Source organism: Singulisphaera rosea (genome assembly GCF_054877945.1).
In genome coordinates this window covers 23,829-40,859 of the sequence record NZ_JBTYIP020000050.1, presented here as the reverse complement: position 1 = coordinate 40,859, position 17,031 = coordinate 23,829, and the positions used below count along the sequence as shown (strand labels likewise).

Genomic DNA, 17,031 nt, shown 5'->3' with positions numbered 1-17,031 from the left:
CGCCGTTCGGCCACCCGGGCGCTTCCGCCACATAATTCCCTGGTGACTTCGGCCTGGAACAGGCGTCGTTGATAGCCAGTCAGTCGTCGTGCCCCCGAGCGAATCAAGGCATCGACTTGGTCCGAAGAGCCTTCCATCGAAGGTGAACCTCCAGGCCGCGAAAACACAAAGATCGTCGAGACGGCCCTTGCCGTTCGTTATTGAAGCCTAATCTAATGATCGGGTAGATTTCCAGTCACCTGTCGCCTTATGTCCCCCTTTTTTGCTCCTGTAAAGGTAATATTCTCGGCGGCGAGAGCCATGGCGGGGACGGCAAGCAGAGCAAAGCTTGCCAACACGATCGGACGGATCAATCGGAACATCCTGGACAGACTCCTAGAGGGATTCAAGGCCGTTAGAATGATGCGTCATCGGCCGAGACGGTTTCGCCCCCGGCACGGCTGCCGAGGGCTTGCCACACACGCGTGGCGATCGTCGTCGTGACGGCCTTGGCATGGCCGTCCGCGAACAACGTGGTTGCAACGCCGGAGTGCCTACTTCCTGCGGTCCACGCGCCCGTCCTGATCTCTTCACCGTTCAGGCAACTATGTGAACCTGGGGACATAATATTATTAAATAAACGCATGCCGGGCTGGCCGCTCGCCCAGGGCCTGCCGCGGGAGGTCTTCGCAACGTCCGCCAAATCCTCGCTCAGCCCGCGACACGCCGCCACGAACAGGTCCAATTGGTCCGCCGACGACAGCGGGAGCGGCGTATGCAACGTGAGGCGATCCTTCGGCGTCGATCCTTGTTTGGCGCGGTAATCGACGATCTCCGTACCCTCTGCGGTGCCGAGCACCCATTCGGACATGGCGACCGTCTGGCTCATCCCGTCCGTGACCCCCGCACTGCCGACCGGCGGCCCCGGCGGAATAATAAAGATTCCATTATATCCGAACTTTTGATAGCCGTATCCCGTGCACCCGGCGTAATTGGTCCAGGCGCCCGACGTTACATCCGTCCCGAAGCCGTCGGATGGGCACAAGAGGGACGAGAGCGTGGTCGCCGCGGCGGTCGAGTTGATCGCGTTCAGGTCGATCCCCTCGTCGGAAGGGTGCATGAAGTTGAAGGAGTCGTACAGGCTCCGCTGTTCCATGAACGGCAAGATCATCACATGCGGCGAAAACCCACGTCCGTTCGCCCCCGAGGGGAAACTGCCGACCGCCGAGAGGTAGCCGTGCAGGGCGACGCCGATCTGCTTCAGGTTATTGGTGCATTGGACGCGCCAGGCCGCCTCGCGTGCATATTGGACCGCGGGGACCAGGATCGCGATCAACAGCCCGATGATAGCGATCACGACCAGCACTTCGATGAGGGTAAATCCCCCGCTGGATGATCTCCCCTTTCCGAACAGGATACGGCGAGGATTTAATCTCATCTTCGGCCCCTTTCCAGATACAGCGATTCCGGCGTGGATGATCGGGGATGGCTCCTCGAAGTCCGACCGGCGTTTCGCAAGCCTAACAAGACCAATTCGGCGATACCAGGAACTTTGCCCCGATTTTTTGTGCTTTCCGGTCAAGGACTTAAATCTGGTAAAGATAATAGATGTGTAAGTGACAACATGGGTGACCATAACACCTAATTCTTGCGGGGTGCTCCGGCGGCTTGCGTCCGAAGGCAAAAAGGGGACATAACAAATATCCTGCCTCGGTCGGGTGTATGGTGTATTTATTGGACGCCGAAGGCTGCACAAGCCTCTTTGGCCGATACAGGCTGGCTTAATTCGTTATGTCCCCTTTTTTGCGCCTGATGAGACGCGCGTCGGGATCGGCGTAGCCAGCGCGAGATGATGCAAGGTCGAGAGACCGGGAAATCATGGACGCGACGGGAACGCCCATCGAAGGGAACGGTATGCGCTAACCGCTGTGCGGTTCGAGAGAAGAACTGGCCCATTCGATCGCCAAAGCCCATTTGTGCGAGAGGGTAGTGGTGCGCGCCGTCCTGATGTATCGACAAATGCTATATGAGGCCGTGAACGGCTACGGCTCGTGCAGCCCTTGGCATTCAGAGAATGTGCTGTATTTCCGACCGAGGAGTGATAATTGTTATGTCCCGAATGCCACGAAGATAGTTTATAAATTCTTCGTCGGCAATGATTTGCGTAGTTCTGCCCGCGGCTTATTCATGAGTGTATACTGCTTGGCCCTTCGTTTCTTCACCCGCGGCTCGACCCGACCTCGACGCGAGGGATTGACGATCAACACTGTTAGGTCACTTCCCTCGATCCCGATCAACCAACGCATCGCATCCACCAACCCGATCCGGTCGGGATCTACCCCTTGCAGCCGGGCCGATTCACCCATCACCGAACGCATCAGGTTGTACGCCAACGAGAACATCGCCAGTTCCTTCAACACTCCTTCCACCGTCTTGCATCGCAACACATCCAGTTGCATTGTAATTGTTAGATGTCTGATATGGATTTCAACTTGCCACCTCCGGAAGTAGAGCTCAGCCAGCGCCTCGGCCGGGTACTCTGAAGCATTCAGCAGGCTCGTCACCAACGTGATCTCGCGCACCCGGTAGCCCGGGACCTCCACCCGGTATCGCAACTCACGCACCGTGATCTCCTCAGGCAGTGCCCCATACTCCTCCGCCGTCATCCACGAAGGCTTACCCTTAGGCTTGTACCAGACGACCACCTGATCCGAGTCCCCCTGCGCCAGCACCCATCGCGAACGAGGCAGCCCCGGCATGTCCTTCGCCCCCCCTCGAGTCCCCGGCCGGCCGGGAGTGAAGTCGACGATCGGCTTCTGATGGATCCGAAACACACCGTGCAACTTGCGGCCGCGCAATAGGGCGAGATGGGCATAGGAGCAGAACCCACGATCCCCCAGTACGAGGTCGCCGGGCTCCGACTCGCTCGAGATCGCCGCGGCCCGAGACATCTCATGGCTTCGCAACGGCGCCGTTATCGAGCGGAGCAGCATCCCGGTCGTGAGATCGAACATGACCAACCACTTGGCGACGGGGAAGCCGCATCCCTTCTTCTGATTGCCGGGTTGGCCGAAGTGTTGTTGCAACTCCTAACAGGTCTTGGGTGGTCGCGATTGGTGGATCTTCGATTTCTGAGACCCCACTGCAACGAACCGGCCCGCCCGCTCGAGGTTTGGGACCTCGAGCGGGCGGGCCGGCGGGTGAGGACAGTGGTCTGAGGTCGGGGCCTCAGGGGTGATGACGGAGTTCGGCTCCGCTGGACTTCCGGCCGGCGAGGGCGGGGGGGGTGCCCCAGTAGTGGAGGTTGGAGCCGGAGGAGAGGGAGTAGAGGAGGTTTTGGCGGACGTCGACCTTCGCGCTGGAGGACCCGGAGAGGGTGACCTCGGCGTTGTTGATCGAGAGGGAGTTGAGGGCGAGCTGGCTGGCCCCGCTGGCCTTGAGGATGGCGGAGTCGGCCTTGCCGCCGACGGCGATCGAGCTGGCGGAGTTGGCGGAGAAGCTCGCGGACTTGGCGGCGATGGCGAGCTTGGAGAGGTCGACGCGGCTGGCGCCGTTGGCCTGGACCTTGGCGTCGGTCGCCTTGCCTCGGAGTTTGGCGTGGCTGGCACCGTCGAGGACGAGCTGGACGTCGCCGACTTCGACGTCTCCGTCGATGCCGCTCGCCCCGCTCAGCTTGGCGAAGAAGGGTTGGCCGGAGCGGACGGTGAGTTTGCCCTGGGACGCGCCGGAGAGGTCGATCCGGCATTGGCCCAGGGGGAATTCGGTGAGGCGGAGGTGGCTCGCGCCGCTGCCGGAGATCTTGGCGTTCCCGGCCGAGCCTTGCAAGGCCAGGGAACTCGCCCCGCTGGTGAGGATTTCGGCGGAGGCGGTCTCAAGGGTCCCGTCGAGCCGGCTCGCCCCGCTCAGGTTGAGCTTGAAGTCTCCGGCGTTGCGGAATCCATTGATGGTGGTGTGGGAAGCGCCGGAGACGCTCAAGGCCTCGAGACCAGGCATGGTGATCTCGACCTTGGGGTGTTCCTTGAGCCGGATCTGGATTCCCCCTTCCAGGCCGATCTTCAACACATTCTTGTCCTGGGTCAGTCGGACCAGGGGGAGGATGTTGTCATCGGTCGTGGTCGTCACCTTGAACGTATCGCCCCGGACGACCTCGGCGCGGAAGCTCGAGCCGATCGAGAGGGTGTTGAAGTTCGCCACGTCCCAGGTCTTGGTGACGGGGACGCCCGACGCCACGATGACGTTCGGTACTCGGAGCCGGTCGAGGAACGCTCCAAACGGGCCTCGTTTCGGCGGGTTGGGTGCGGCGGCTGCGGGGGGCGGTGCGGCATTCGGTTCGGCGGGCACCTGGAGGACCAGGTTCCTGAAACGTCCGAACGCGTCGTTCCAGCCGAGCCCGAGGGCGAGGACGACCGTGGCCGCGAAGACGACGGCGGTGGCCGACTTTCTCTTGACCTTGGGATCGGTGCCCGATCGGAAGGACGGGGCAGGGGAGGTCGACGTGCCGGTGCGCTGGAGCTCGGCCAGGTGGTGTCGGAGGACGGCGGAGACCTCGGTCGCGGTCGAGAACCGGCGGTTGGGGTCCTTCGCGTGGAGAGTCTCGATGATCTTGGCGAGCCAGGCCGGGACGTCGGGGTTGATTTCGCGGATCGACCGGGGGCGTTCGTCGCAAACGCGTTTCAGGACCGCGGGGGTCGAGTTCGCCCGGAAGGGCGGGTGCCCTGCGCACATGAAATAAAGGACGCTGCCGAGCCCGAAAAGGTCGGAGCGGTTGTCGACGGGCTCGCCCCTCGCCTGCTCGGGCGACATGTACTGCGGGGTCCCGGCGATGACACCGCTCTGGGTCATGCTCGCGTCGTCGACGGCTCGGGCGAGGCCGAAGTCGGAGAGCTTGACCCGTTCGACCCCGTTCTCGAGGAGGATGTTCGAGGGCTTCACGTCGCGATGGACGAGCCCCTGGCCGTGGGCGGCCGCCAGGCCAAGGGCGGTCTGCATGCCGATGCGGAGGACTTCCTTGACGTCCAGGGGGCCGTCGCGGTCGACCCGCTCCTGGACCGAACGCCCGGCGATGAAGGGCATGACGAGGAACGGGATCCCGTCGCAGGAGTCGACCGAGTGGATCGCGACCACGTTCTCGTGGACGACCGCGGCGGCGGCCCTGGCTTCGCGGGCGAAGCGGTTCCTCGCGGCGGCGCTCGCGGCGAGGTTGGGCGAGAGGACCTTGATCGCGACCGTCCGCCCGAGCGAGGGGTCCGTCGCCTTCAGCACGATGCCGAACCCGCCGCGCCCGACCACGTCGACGACCTCATACGGGCCGAGGCGGCCGAGTGTCCCCGTGGTGCTCGAGGGGTGGAGGAAGTCGAGCGGGATGCTCCCGTCGCTAGCCGCCCGAGTGCGTCGTTGGGATGGCGAAGACGGGCCGAGGTCGTGGAGGGGGTCCGGCGTGCGGACTTCCGTCTCCGGGGCGAGGTGGCGGAGCTCGTCCCAGAGCCGGCTCCCGGCCGCCAGCCGCTCGAGCGACCGTCGGCACGAGGCGCAGGTGTCGAGGTGCTCGGAGAGCCGGTTATGTTCCGGTTCGGGGAGGTCGTCGTCCAGGAACGACCTCAGCCGCGATTCGTGAAGGTGGCCGATATCTCGGGACGGGCGTGATACCATCGGGACGGCTCCGGATTATGATTCATGAAGGATGAGAACTTGTTCCGAAACCTGTTTTTTTCTTAAAGAACGGGTTTCTGTCCGAACCCACCACGAGAACCCCCAAAGAGGCTGTCGAGGTCGAGGGCATCAGACACCCGTTCTTTAAGAAAAAAACAGGTTTCGGGACAGTGGGTTAGAGCAGGCCACTGGGTTCGACCTCGACACGTTCGATCTCGCGCCGGATCCTCGCGACGACCCGGCTCTTGTACTGGTAGACGGTGCCCAGGGTCATCCCCAGGGCGTCGGCCACGTCTTTGGGCGATCGGCCTTCCACGGCGGCCATCCAGAAGGCCCGCCAGGCGGCCTCGGAGAACTCGCCGCGCACTCGATCGGCCGCCCAGGTCAGCAGTCGCTGGCGATACTCGGCGTCGAAGACGGCCGAGTCGTCGCCGAGGGGGTCGGGCTGCTCTTCGAGCATCCGGACCATGTCCGTGTCGCCGGAGCCCCTCGGGTGGCGGCGCTGGGCGACCAGGAGGTTGATGATCAGGTTCCGAGCGACCCGGGAGAGCCAGCCTCGGAACGACCCTCGGGCCGGGTCGGGGTCGAAACGGTCGATGCTCCGGGCCACGGCCCGGAACACGTCCTGGACGAGGTCGTCGGCGTCGGCGTCCTGGAGCCCTTGACGCCTGGCCAGTTGGCGGACGAGGGGCCCGTAGATCTCGGTGAACTCGGCCCAGGTCTCCTCGTCGCCGATGTCTCGGAGGCGAATCAGGAGACTCGGGCGTGTCTGCGGCGATTCGTCCATCCGAGTCCCCTTGATCCTCGACCGGCCTTTCAGGACGTCGATCCCTGGAGGCCCCGTCCCCATCTCCCGATGAGAGACACAGTTCTCGCGCGAAAAGTTGAATCGGATTTCACGGTCGCAGGGTATTCGCGTCTCGGCCTCCATTGTGGTGAACTTGTGGGACTTCAACCATCGAAATGATCGTGGCCCCGGGGCGATCGGCGTCGGACCGGCACATGAAGCGGTCCGACCGACGCATCGCCAATTTTCAAAGCCCGGGGAGTCGTCCGAACCAGGAAAAGACGTCGGAGTGTCCATCTAGCCCGTTGCGGGGAGGATGACGTTCGATGACCAGGTCGATGAGCGACGGGACTCGCCCCGAGGCAGAGACGGGGGAAGGTGAAAGCGAAACCTGGGATCGTCGGCCTCGCCGGTTTGGAATGCCGACGATGGTCGTTCTCATCATCCTGGTCGTCGTGGTGCCCTGGGCGTGGCTCGCGCTCTGGGATTACGACCATCCCGCAGCCTTGCCGGCGCGTCGGCTGTCGGGCGCCGAGGCGACGGTTCGGCTCGCCGCGGTCAAGGAGCTCGAGCGGGTCGGACTCGACGACTCCGAGGTGGCGATCCCCGCGTTGCTCCTGGCCCTGAAGGATCCGGCCCCCGAGGTCCGTGCGGCCTCGGCCATGGCGCTAGTCTCCGTCATCCCCGGCCTGGTCGATGAGGGGTCGAGGAAAGAGCATACCAACGAGGCGATCCGGGCGTTGTTGGGAGAGTCGACGGATTCGAACTCGACCGTGCGTGCGGCGGCCACTCAGGCCGTTTGGATGGTGGTGATCGTCAGTCAGATCCCCGATCGAGAGCTCCCGATCCATCGGGTCGTGACCGCCCTGGCCGGACAGCTCGAGGATGCCGACGCGTCCGTTCGCCAGGCGGCCCTCCAGGGGCTCGGCCTCGTCGGGCCGAGAGTCTCGGAGGAGCCTCCACCGGAACTGATCTCGGCCCTGGACGACACGACGGAGGCGACCCGCGTCGCGGCCGGCCTGGCGCTCTCGGGCTACTCCCGGGGCTTCCCTCGCCTTCTCCCCGATCTTGTTCGATCACTCGACCCGGCGCGACCGGGGCTCCGCCTGGCGCTCATGAAGGCGCTGGAGTCCGTGCGACCGCCTCGGTTCGACGTCGACGCGCTGCCGGGTCTGGTCGCGGTGTTGGAGACCCGGGATATCGAGCTCACGAGCTTGGTCGTGTCCAACCTCGTCGCCTTCCACAGTGCGGCGGGTCCCGCGGTCCCCGGCCTGGCCGCCGCACTCGACCGTTGGGTTGAGGCGAGTCCTTCGGTCGACCCCAAGGCCTCGAAGCTCGTCTTCTCCCTCGCGGGACTCCTGGGGCAACTCGCGCCGGTGGTGACTTCGCAGGAGGAAGCCGTAGCCTCCCTGGCGAAAGTGCTCAGGTCGACGTTCGACAGGGATACTCGGATGGCCGCGGCCCGGGCCTTGGGGCGATATCGCCCGGACGCGGCGCTGTTCGCCGCCTTGACCGGAGCCATCGATGACGGCGATCCCGAGGTCCGGGCCGCCGTCATGTGGGCCATCGACGACGCTGACTTCGGCGTCGGGTTCACGGTGCCGAAGTCGCTGGCGATCGCCCTCGAAGATCGTTCGCCGACGATCCGGGCCGCGGCCGCCGCCGCCCTGGGCCATGCGGGGGTCGGCCTCGATCCGTTCCTTCCGGCGATCCTCGACCACGCCCGGCACGACCCCGACAAGGAAGTCCGCGGGATCTGCAAGGCGGTCCTTGGGGTCTGCGTCGGGCCGGACAAGGTGTCACCCTCGGTCGTTCCCCTCCTGGCCGACTCGCTCGAAGGCTCCGAGCCCGACCTCCGCGACGAGATCGCGTCCCTCCTCTCCAGGCTCGGGCCGGACGCGGCCCCCGCCGTTCCCGCCTTGCTCCGGTCCCTCAAGCCGCTCGCCGGCCCCGGCCCCCCGAACCATCGCTGGCAACTCGCCGCGGCGCTCGGCAAGATCGCCCCGAGCACCCCCCACGCTTCCGAGGCCGTGGCGGTCCTGAATGACTCTCTGGCGAACCCCAATCACATCGAGACGATCACCATCGTCCACGCCCTCGCCAATTTCGGCCCCAAGGCCGCGATCGCCATCCCCCGCCTGCAACAATTGCAAGGGCACGAGGACCACGAGATCCGCTTCGCTGCGGCCGAGACTCTCGCGAAAATTTCTTCTAATGAATAAGATGTATGTTGCGAATTTTTTTATGTCGAAATGTAATTCGATTAAACTTGTGTCCTGTTGGTGGGATCTCGGCGATGAGAAGAAGGTGGTCGGTCTCGACCGAACGATGGGTCAAACTTCGTTCATCGACGACCGACGAAGAATTAGCCGATCCACAATATCCAGGCCGCATACAGGCCGAAGAGGGGCATCGTAAGGGCCAGTGCGAATGCAAGTTTGGTGGCGACTGCCGGTAAATGCCGACGGAGCCAGCGCCACTTGGCCAGGGCCCAGATCAGTCCGCAGGCGAAGAAGAGCCCGAGCGAGAACGACAACTCTTCGACGATCAGGATGACAAACCACTGTTCCACGCCTCGGGCCGCCGGCCTCCGGCCGGTCAGATTTGAGAACAGGATCCCGAATGCGACGACCCAACACGGGGTTCAGGACTGATTCTCGCCAGGTGGACCGAACTGACGCGTTCGTCAGGATGACCCGCGGGTTCAGTGGGCAAGACTCGGGTCAAAGCCTATCACTCCGCCGGTGGGAAAGAGAGATGCGCCGGGCATGCGGCGACCCTCCTCTCGAGGCTTTCCTGAGTCGCTCCATGCCAGTTCAAGGAAACGGCCAGATCGAGGGAGCAACCCCGCTTGGGATCCAAGCCTACTTCCCGAAGCCGAGAAGATCTTTGACGTCCTGCAGCGGAACGGTCGGCGAAGATGCCTCACCCGCTTTGGCTTCGCGGAGATCGATGAGGTCGGCGGCGTCGGCAAGGAATTCCTGGAGAGCGACGAATTCCTCGTAGGGAAGGACGGCGAACACTTTCTTGCCGTCCTTCGCCAGGAACTCGGGATGGAGCTGGAACATAGCCGAGCCTTCTCAAGGATTATGGGCGTGCGAGCGGTGTTTCGTCCGCAAGATGTTGTGTCTCGATGCCCGGACTTCGAGGAGGACTCGGAAGGTTCCGACCTTCCGTCTGGATTTCGGATAGAGGCAGCGACCAACTCATTGACATGCTCGTGAGACCGGGCTCTCAAACTAAAGTGGTGCTCTCCTGATTATACTTTTATTGCCGAGTTGGCTTGGGGGCGGACCCCTCTTCGACAACATAAGATCTGTCGGCCTGGAGGTTGGTCCACGATTGTGTGGCTCCTGACGGCCAGCGGATCTCGAGGCGATCGACGGTCCTGGCGCCGGCGAGGCCGAAGTGGAGGGCGGGGGCGTGGGAGGAGAGGTAGCCGGTTCCTGAGGTGACCCAGTGGGTCGTCGTGGTGTTTCCCGCGTGGCAGACGACGCGGGCGCCGACGGGGGTCTTGCCCGAGCGGGTGCCGCGTAGGTTCAGGGAGATCCAGTGGCCGGTGTCGGTCGAGCGGTTCCAGAGGAGGGCCACGGGGGCGTCGCGGAGGACGACGACGAGGTCGAGCCGGCCGTCGTTGTCGAGGTCGCCCATGGCCAGGCCTCGGCCGACTCGGGGGGACGCGAGGAAGGGCGAGACGCTCGAGTCGGCGAGGAGGAACCGGCCCTGGCCTCGGTTCCAGTAGAACTGGGACGGCTGGGCCATGGGGCTGTTGACCCAGGGTTGGTCGTCGACGTGGCCGTTGGTGACGAAGAGGTCGAGTCGGCCGTCGTTGTCGGCGTCGATGCCGGCGACACCGAAGCCCGTCGAGGCGCGGCTGGGGGCGTCGAGGCCGGCGGCGAGGGTCGCGTCGACGTACTGGCCCTCGCCGACGCCGAGTCGCAAGGTGTTCGGCTCGTTCAGGAAGTTGGTGTGGAAGAGGTCGAGGCGGCCGTCGCCGTTCAGGTCGTCGGCGACGACCCCCATGCTGGCCGTGGCCTGGCCCGAGCCGTCGCAGCCGACGCCCGAGGCGAGGCCAACCTCGTCGAAAGTCAAGCCGAGGTTATGGAAGAGGTAGTTCGGGGTCGCGTCGTTGGCGACGAAGAGGTCGAGCCGGTTGTCGTCGTCGAGGTGGGCGACCGCAAGGCCGAGGCCTCGGCCTCGGGGGCGTTCGACGCCCGCATCTCGGCTGACGTCGGTGAAGGTGCCGTCGCCGTTGTTGCGGAAGAGCTGGTCGAGCTGGTCGGGGAACATCCCGGGGGAGCAGTGGATGCCCTTGCCCGCGTTGTCGAGACAAGGCTGCGCCAAGGCGGGGTCGGCGTCGACGTAGGAGACGACCATCAGGTCGAGGTCGCCGTCGCCGTCGAGGTCGCCGAACCCCGAGGCCGTGGTCCAGCGGTCGGAGGCCACGCCGGCCTTCGCCGTGGCGTCCTCGAAGGTGCCGTCGCCTTTGTTCCGATAGAGGATCGTCCGGCGATAGCCGGTCACGAAGAGGTCGTCGTGGCCGTCGCCGTCGTAGTCGGCGACCGTGCAGCCCATCCCATACCCGAAACCCGCAACGCCCGCACGCGCTGTCACATCTTCAAACGTGCGATCCCCCTTGTTGCGGAATAGCCGGTTCGGGCGGGGGGGATCCTTGGGGTCGACGGGGAGGCGGCAGCCGTTGACGAGGTAGACGTCGAGGAAGCCGTCGGCGTCGTAGTCGATGAGGCCGACACCTCCCCCCATCGTGTCGACGATGAAGAGATCTCCCTTGGCCCCGCTGTCGTAGGTGAAGGCGAGCCCGGCGCCCACGGCCCCTTCCTCGAATCTGATAGTCGCGGGGACCCGGGGCTCGGCGACGCGGGCGGTCTCGGGCGCTGAGGCGAAGGCCGAGCGGGGGATCGGGTGGGCCAGGGCCAGGGGTAACTCCTCGATCGGGCCGATATCGGGGACGAGGTTCAGGCCTTCGGAGGCCTTGGAGAGTCCGGGGTCGCTCGAGAGGGCGAGCTCGAACCAGGCGCGAGCTTCGGCCGGCATCTCGGCGTCGCGACAGAGCGCCCCCAGTCGTTCGCAGGCGGGGGCCGAGAAGCTCTCGACCCTCGCCTCGGCGAGTGCGGTCTGCAGGGCTCGCTGGCGAAGCCGGATCGCCTCGGCGCGGTCGAGGCAGGCGCGGGCTTCCTTCGCGTCGCCGAGGAGCGTGAGGGCCTGCCCGAGCCGGAAGAGGGCTTCGCGGTCGTCGGGGTGGGTCGCGACGGCTTCGCGAAATCGCTTCAAGGCCTCGTCCTTGTTGCCGGCGGCCTCGGCGAGCCGGCCGGCGAGTACCGACCAGAGGGCGGCGACGGCCCGGGGGCGTTCGGGGCGGGGGCCGAGGGTCGCGGTCGGGTCGGGCGAATTCCCCGTAGGGCTTGCGCCGAGGATCCGGCGGCACTCCGCCAGCGCGAACCGGCCGGTCAGGTCCTGGTCGAAGGCCCGCGAAGCGGCTTCGAGGTGGTGCAGGGCCTCGGCGTCATGGCCTCGCCAGTGCAGCGAGAGGCCCTGGGCGCGTCGGAGCCAGGGGTTGTTGGCATCCTTCTTGAGGAACCGCTCGAGGTCCGGGCCGAAGCCCCGCACATCGTTCTCGACCTGGAAGAGGGCCTGGACGAGGTCGGCCAGGGTCTTCGGGTCGCGGTGGGCCCGGTAGATCTCCCAGAGCCGCTCGCGGGCCTCGGCGGTCCGGAGCTCGAGGCTGAAGAGGTAGACGAGACGCGTCCTCGCGGGGATCGCCGTCGGGTCGGCCGAGGCGAGGTCGACGAAGGCTTGCTCGGCCTGTGTGGCGTCGCCGAGCCGGAGGGCGAGCTCGCCGGCCATCCCCCGGGCGTTTGCCCACGCCGGATCCTTCGGTGCCACCTTGCGGAGCGTCTCGAAGGCCTCGGCGTCTTTCCCCTTCGCAACGCCGAGCGCCGCGGCGGTGAGCCAGCCCTGGCCGTCGTCGGGATTCTCGCGGAGCCAATCGGGGAGCCTGCGCTCCACGGTCGCCCAATCTCCCCGCTCGGCCGCGGCCCGGATCGGAGCCCAACGCAGCGGTCGGCGAGGCGTCTCAACACCACCTCCCGACGTGAATCGCCAGGCGGCCCAGGCGCCCAGGGCCAGCACGACCATCCCGACCAGGGCCCAGGCGGCACGACTCGAGGGCCGTGGATTCTGCGGAGGGGACGTCATCGTCTCGCCTTCTCGATCCCGTGCGCGTCGCCCGAGTCACCTGGCGCACGGGGTCGAAGACGAACCCGTGGCACCCAGGTCCGGAGCCTCGGCACCAATTCCACCCCATGAGTCGACCCCATTATCGGGGATCACGCCCCACTCGCAAGGGGGCGAGCCCTAAGCTCTACGCCGGGGATCTCTCGCGAACGATTTCGACGCGATTTGAAGTCGGATCGTTGACGATTGTAAGCGGTCTGGTTACAGTCTGGACTCGTGCGGAGGAGTCGAGAAGGCGGATCTCCGGGCCGAGAGGCCGGGCCGCGGGCTTGATCGCGAGGTAGGCGCATGAGTTCCGACGACCGGAAGGAGCTGTCGAGGGCGGAGTGGAAGGTCATGAAGATTGTCTGGGAGCTGCGCAAGGCGATGGCTCGCGAGGTCTACACGATCGCGGGCGAGCAGCATTCGTGGACCCCGGCGACCGTCAAGACGCTGCTCAAACGCCTGGTTGAGAAAGGATATGTTTCGACGACGACGGTGGGCAACGGGTTCGTCTACCGTCCGGCCCAGAGCGCGCTCTCGACGCTCCAGTCGGCCGCCGACACCCTGATGACCAACGCCGTGGAGGGGGTCACCGGGCCGCTGCTCGTCCACATGGTCGAACGCACGTCGCTGAGCGAAGGCGACCTCGACTCACTCCAGAAATTGATCGATGCCAAGAAAGAATCGTTGAAGCAGAAGGACGCGGGCGAAGTCGAGGCGAACCGGGACTCTGACGGGGGGAATCGATGATGGGAGACGTCATGGTCGAATCCGCCAATGCGCTGGGCCGAGGCTGGGCGGGCCGGGTGGTCCCGGCTTCGCTCGACGCGGTCGTCCTCCTGGCGGTCGTGGGCCTGATCTGGCTGGCCGTCCGCAAGCGGGTGGCGCCACAGGTCGGATACGGGCTGTTCTTGCTCGTGCCGCTCAAGCTCCTGGTGCCGGTGGCCCTGTCGGTCCCGTCTCCCCTGGCCGAATGGACCCCTTCGGCTCGGATCGCGGCCTGGTTTGAAGCCTCGCCCGTACTCGCGAGGCTCGGAGGCGAGGCACCGCACGCATCGGGCCGAGGGCGGGTCGCGTTGAGCGAGGGGCCCACGACGCCTCCGGCGCCGGCTTCTCCTCGAACGGCCGAGGGACCCATCACGACCACTCGAATGGAATCGCCGGAGGGGCGATCCGCAACTCGCAATCCGGCTCGCACGGCTGCCGATCCGGTGTCGGCCGGGGGGCAAACCCGCCTGGCACCGGCGACTGTCCGGCCTCGGCTCTCGGCCTCGGCCATGGTCGTGACCGCTTGGCTCGTCGTCGTCGCCGCCCTCTTGGGGCGGCTCGTCCTCGCACAAAGGCGGTTCGCCGCCGGGGTGCGGCAGGTCGTCGCGCTCGACGAGGTTCGGGCGGGTGTCGACGTCGCGGGACTTTGCCGTCTCGTCGGCCTCGCTCGGACGATCCCGGTCGTGGAAGTCGAGGGCGTCGCCGCGCCTTCGGTCTGGGGGCTCGTCCGGCCGACGATCCTCTTGCCGAAGGGATTCGCCGAATCCCTCACGCGTGAACAACTGCGATGGGTCCTGCTCCACGAGCTGGCCCACGTCCGACGCGGGGACCTCTGGGTCGTGGCCGTGCAGCGCCTGGCGGGGATCCTCCATTTCTTCAACCCGGCCGTCTGGGTAGCGAACCGGGTCGTCCACCAGCTCCGGGAATACGCCTGCGACGATCTGGCCGTCTCGCTCAACGGCGACACCACGGGGGTCGGATCGGGCGAAGCTTTCCTGCGGACGCTCCAGTACGCCGAGCGGCGGGGGGGACTCGAAGGGGTCCTCGGGATTTTCGGGCTCGCCTCGAGGGAGGCATGCTACGACCGCGTCCGCCGACTTCTCGACTCGGAACGCCCGATCCGGGTCCGGCCGAGCATGTGGTCGCTCGCGGGCCTGATCGTACTTGCCGCTGTCGCCTTGCCGCGGCTCCACGCGGCGGGAGGTGCCCAGGCGGAGCCCCCAAAGGCCGAGACGCCCGCGAAGGTCGGTGATGGAGCATCGGCGGTTACCACATTTGAACTCCGAGTCGTGGGGCCCGACAGAAAGCCCGTCCCCGAAGCCCACGTCGAGATCCGGACGACCCCCCTCCCCGAGGTGTCTGACGTCCTCGTTGGTCGTTTCGTTGGGAAGCGGACGTATGGGACGGACATTCGCTCGGATGGTGACGGACGAGTCGTGATCCGACGTCCCAAGCCTCGGGTCGCGCTCAATGCGAACATCACGACGCCGGGATACGGCCCCTACTGGGCGGCCTGGTCGGCCGAGCAGCCAACCTTGGAGGTTCCTGCCCGCTTCACGGCCGAGTTGGAGTCGGCGTGGTCGGTCGGGGTCGTCGTGGTCGACCCCGAGGGGAAGCCCGTCGAAGGGGTCCGGATCAGTCCCAGCATCTGGTTCAAGAAACGGCCCGGAGACCTGCATCAACTGGGGATGGGCTCGAACGCCAAGACCGATGCCCAAGGCCGTTGGCGATTCGACAGCGTGCCGGCGTCGCTGGGCGAGGTCCACGTCGAGATTAACCACCCGACATTCAAGGCGGTCCGGCGTCCCTTGACCCGCAGTGAGTTCGGGCTCGCGGCGGGGCGGGAGCCCTCGGCCAAGGTCGTCCTGGAGGGTGGGCTGAGCTTCACCGGTAGGGTGACCGACGAAGCGGGGAAGCCGATCGCGGGGGCCCTCATACGCACGACGTTCATGAACGACCTCCGCGAGGCGAAGACGGGCGAGGATGGCGTCTATCACATGCGGGGCTGCGAGCCTGTGACGACCCGGATCGTCGTCTCCGCGAAAGGGAAGGCGCTCGACATGAAAGAGATGCGAGTCGACCCGGCGATGGGGCCGGTCGACTTCCAGATGAAGCCGGGGGGGAAGGTCCGGGTCCGCGTGCTGAATTTGCAGGGCAAGGCCGTCCCGAAGGCTCGCATCTTCTTCCAACGTTGGCGGGGCTCCATCAAATATTTCGAGTTCGATCACGTGAACGAATACGCCGACGCGAACGGCAACTGGGGATGGGACGAGGCACCCCTCGACGAGTTCAAGGCGGATATCTGTCCGCCTGGGGGGATGCAAATGTCCGAGCAACCGCTGCTCGCTCGCGAGGAGGAGTACGTCTTCCGGACGCCTCCCTTGCTCGTGATTTCGGGCAGTGTTCTCGATGCGAAGACAAAAGAGCCGATCAGGTCGTTTCGGGTCGTCCCCGGGATCCGTTTCGAGCCTCAGCACACGAGCTGGACCCGAGGCGAGAGTTTCCAGGCTTCGGCCGGTCGGTATCGCTTCAGCAGACACTCCGACTACCTGGCGCACATGGTCCGGATCGAGGCCGACGGGTACCAGTCGAAGATCTCGCGTGACATCAAGAGCAACGAAGGCGAGGTCACCATCGACTTCGCGCTGGAGCGGGGTCGGGACGTCGCGGCGAAGGTCGTCACGCCGGAGTCGGGCCCGGCGGTCGGGGCCAAGGTCGCGTTGGGGATTGCGGGTTCGCAGATCAACATCCATAACGGGGACATCGACGATAGCTCGACCTATGCGTCCCGGCTCGAAACCAACGACGCGGGCGTCTTCCGATTTTCTCCCCAGGATCGCGACTTCCAACTCGTCATCACCCACCCCTCGGGATATGCCCACATCAAGTCGACGCCCGACTGGCCGGTGGTGAAGGTGATCCGCCTTCAGCCCTGGTCTCGCGTGGAGGGGACGTTCCGGGTCGCCCGCAACGCCTTGGCGAACATCCCGATGACGATCAGCGTTGCCGAGCCGCACTCCTACGGGCCGGAGGTTCCGAGCGTCTTCACGTCGTACGACGTCACGACCGGACCCGAGGGCAAGTACGCCTTCGAGCGGGTCGTCCCCGGCCGAGGCCGGATCGGGCGGCGGATCATGTTGACGGTCAACGACGGGGCCGCGGACGTCACCTCGTCTTGCTGGGTCGCCGCGGACTTCCCCGCCGCGAAGACGCTCCACCTGGACCTCGGCGGCACCGGGCGCGCGGTATTGGGGAAACTCAAACCGCCCAAGGACACCAAGGGAGCGGTGCGCTGGAACTTCGCCCTGGTGACGGCGCAGCCGCAGGGGGCAGACGCCCGCGAGCAGGGGGCGTACTTGACGGCCAGCGTCGATCGTGACGGGAACTTCCGAATCGACGACGTGCCCGAAGGGACATACTCGCTCGATGCCCGGTTCGATCGGGACAACGTGGGCTGGCTGTCGAACCACCGATTCGAGGTCAAGCCTGTCGCGCCGGGCACGGAAGCCGGGCCTATCGACCTTGGGACTTTGAACCTCGAGGGACGTTGATCGACTTGGCATCCGAGATCGGCTTCGGGGCTTGGTCTTGTCGAATCGGGCCAGGCGCGG

10 protein-coding genes are annotated in these 17,031 nt (G+C 65.7%); 3 read left to right on the top strand and 7 right to left on the bottom strand.

Going from position 1 to position 17,031, the window contains the following annotated elements:
* Nucleotides 1-394: 394 nt before the first annotated feature.
* The 4 genes from ACYOEI_RS39725 to ACYOEI_RS39710 all read right to left on the bottom strand — a co-directional run bounded on the left by ACYOEI_RS39725 (nt 395) and on the right by ACYOEI_RS39710 (nt 6,415).
* Nucleotides 395-1,417 (bottom strand): DUF1559 domain-containing protein, encoded by a 1,023-nt coding sequence (locus tag ACYOEI_RS39725; RefSeq protein ID WP_462856151.1) that lies wholly within the window; start codon nt 1,415-1,417, stop codon nt 395-397.
* A 697-nt stretch (nt 1,418-2,114) separates the two neighbouring features.
* A complete protein-coding gene (locus tag ACYOEI_RS39720; RefSeq protein WP_462856150.1) occupies nt 2,115-3,065 on the bottom strand; it encodes an IS4 family transposase in 951 nt (316 codons plus the stop codon).
* 142 nt (nt 3,066-3,207) lie between these two features.
* On the bottom strand, nt 3,208-5,628 hold the full coding sequence (locus ACYOEI_RS39715) for a protein kinase domain-containing protein (RefSeq protein WP_462856149.1): 2,421 nt from the start codon (nt 5,626-5,628) through the stop codon (nt 3,208-3,210).
* A 175-nt stretch (nt 5,629-5,803) separates the two neighbouring features.
* Entirely contained in the window at nt 5,804-6,415 is a 612-nt protein-coding gene (locus ACYOEI_RS39710; protein WP_462856147.1) for an RNA polymerase sigma factor, read from the bottom strand.
* A 326-nt stretch (nt 6,416-6,741) separates the two neighbouring features.
* Here ACYOEI_RS39710 and ACYOEI_RS39705 point away from each other — a divergent pair, with 326 nt between their 5' ends.
* Nucleotides 6,742-8,637 carry a HEAT repeat domain-containing protein gene (locus tag ACYOEI_RS39705; protein ID WP_462856146.1) on the top strand — a complete coding sequence of 632 codons (1,896 nt, stop codon included), beginning with the start codon at nt 6,742-6,744 and terminating at the stop codon, nt 8,635-8,637.
* Nucleotides 8,638-8,780: 143 nt separating this feature from the next.
* Here the strand turns inward: ACYOEI_RS39705 and ACYOEI_RS39700 are convergent, their stop codons facing one another.
* The 3 genes from ACYOEI_RS39700 to ACYOEI_RS39690 form a co-directional block, all read right to left on the bottom strand.
* Nucleotides 8,781-8,987: a hypothetical protein gene (locus ACYOEI_RS39700; RefSeq protein WP_462856143.1), complete on the bottom strand. Its 207-nt coding sequence runs from the start codon at nt 8,985-8,987 to the stop codon at nt 8,781-8,783.
* Nucleotides 8,988-9,279: 292 nt separating this feature from the next.
* Nucleotides 9,280-9,483, bottom strand: a complete 204-nt coding sequence (locus tag ACYOEI_RS39695; protein WP_462856141.1) for a type II toxin-antitoxin system Phd/YefM family antitoxin — start codon at nt 9,481-9,483, stop codon at nt 9,280-9,282.
* A gap of 199 nt (nt 9,484-9,682) precedes the next feature.
* Nucleotides 9,683-12,631, bottom strand: coding sequence for an FG-GAP-like repeat-containing protein (locus tag ACYOEI_RS39690; RefSeq protein ID WP_462856139.1), 2,949 nt, complete (start codon nt 12,629-12,631; stop codon nt 9,683-9,685).
* A 327-nt stretch (nt 12,632-12,958) separates the two neighbouring features.
* On the opposite strand from ACYOEI_RS39690, the gene ACYOEI_RS39685 reads away from it, so the two are divergent.
* Both ACYOEI_RS39685 and ACYOEI_RS39680 read left to right on the top strand, forming a co-directional pair.
* Entirely contained in the window at nt 12,959-13,402 is a 444-nt protein-coding gene (locus ACYOEI_RS39685; RefSeq protein ID WP_462856137.1) for a BlaI/MecI/CopY family transcriptional regulator, read from the top strand.
* A gap of 11 nt (nt 13,403-13,413) precedes the next feature.
* On the top strand, nt 13,414-16,971 hold the full coding sequence (locus tag ACYOEI_RS39680; RefSeq protein WP_462856136.1) for a carboxypeptidase regulatory-like domain-containing protein: 3,558 nt from the start codon (nt 13,414-13,416) through the stop codon (nt 16,969-16,971).
* The last annotated feature ends 60 nt before the right edge of the window (nt 16,972-17,031 follow it).

Coding starts and splice junctions, on each gene's coding strand:
- ACYOEI_RS39705 (WP_462856146.1), top strand. CDS start 6,742: ATGACCAGGTCGATGAGCGACGGGACTCGCCCCGAGGCAGAGACGGGG.
- ACYOEI_RS39695 (WP_462856141.1), bottom strand. CDS start 9,483: ATGTTCCAGCTCCATCCCGAGTTCCTGGCGAAGGACGGCAAGAAAGTG.
- ACYOEI_RS39725 (WP_462856151.1), bottom strand. CDS start 1,417: ATGAGATTAAATCCTCGCCGTATCCTGTTCGGAAAGGGGAGATCATCC.
- ACYOEI_RS39685 (WP_462856137.1), top strand. CDS start 12,959: ATGAGTTCCGACGACCGGAAGGAGCTGTCGAGGGCGGAGTGGAAGGTC.
- ACYOEI_RS39710 (WP_462856147.1), bottom strand. CDS start 6,415: ATGGACGAATCGCCGCAGACACGCCCGAGTCTCCTGATTCGCCTCCGA.
- ACYOEI_RS39680 (WP_462856136.1), top strand. CDS start 13,414: ATGGTCGAATCCGCCAATGCGCTGGGCCGAGGCTGGGCGGGCCGGGTG.
- ACYOEI_RS39715 (WP_462856149.1), bottom strand. CDS start 5,628: ATGGTATCACGCCCGTCCCGAGATATCGGCCACCTTCACGAATCGCGG.
- ACYOEI_RS39690 (WP_462856139.1), bottom strand. CDS start 12,631: ATGACGTCCCCTCCGCAGAATCCACGGCCCTCGAGTCGTGCCGCCTGG.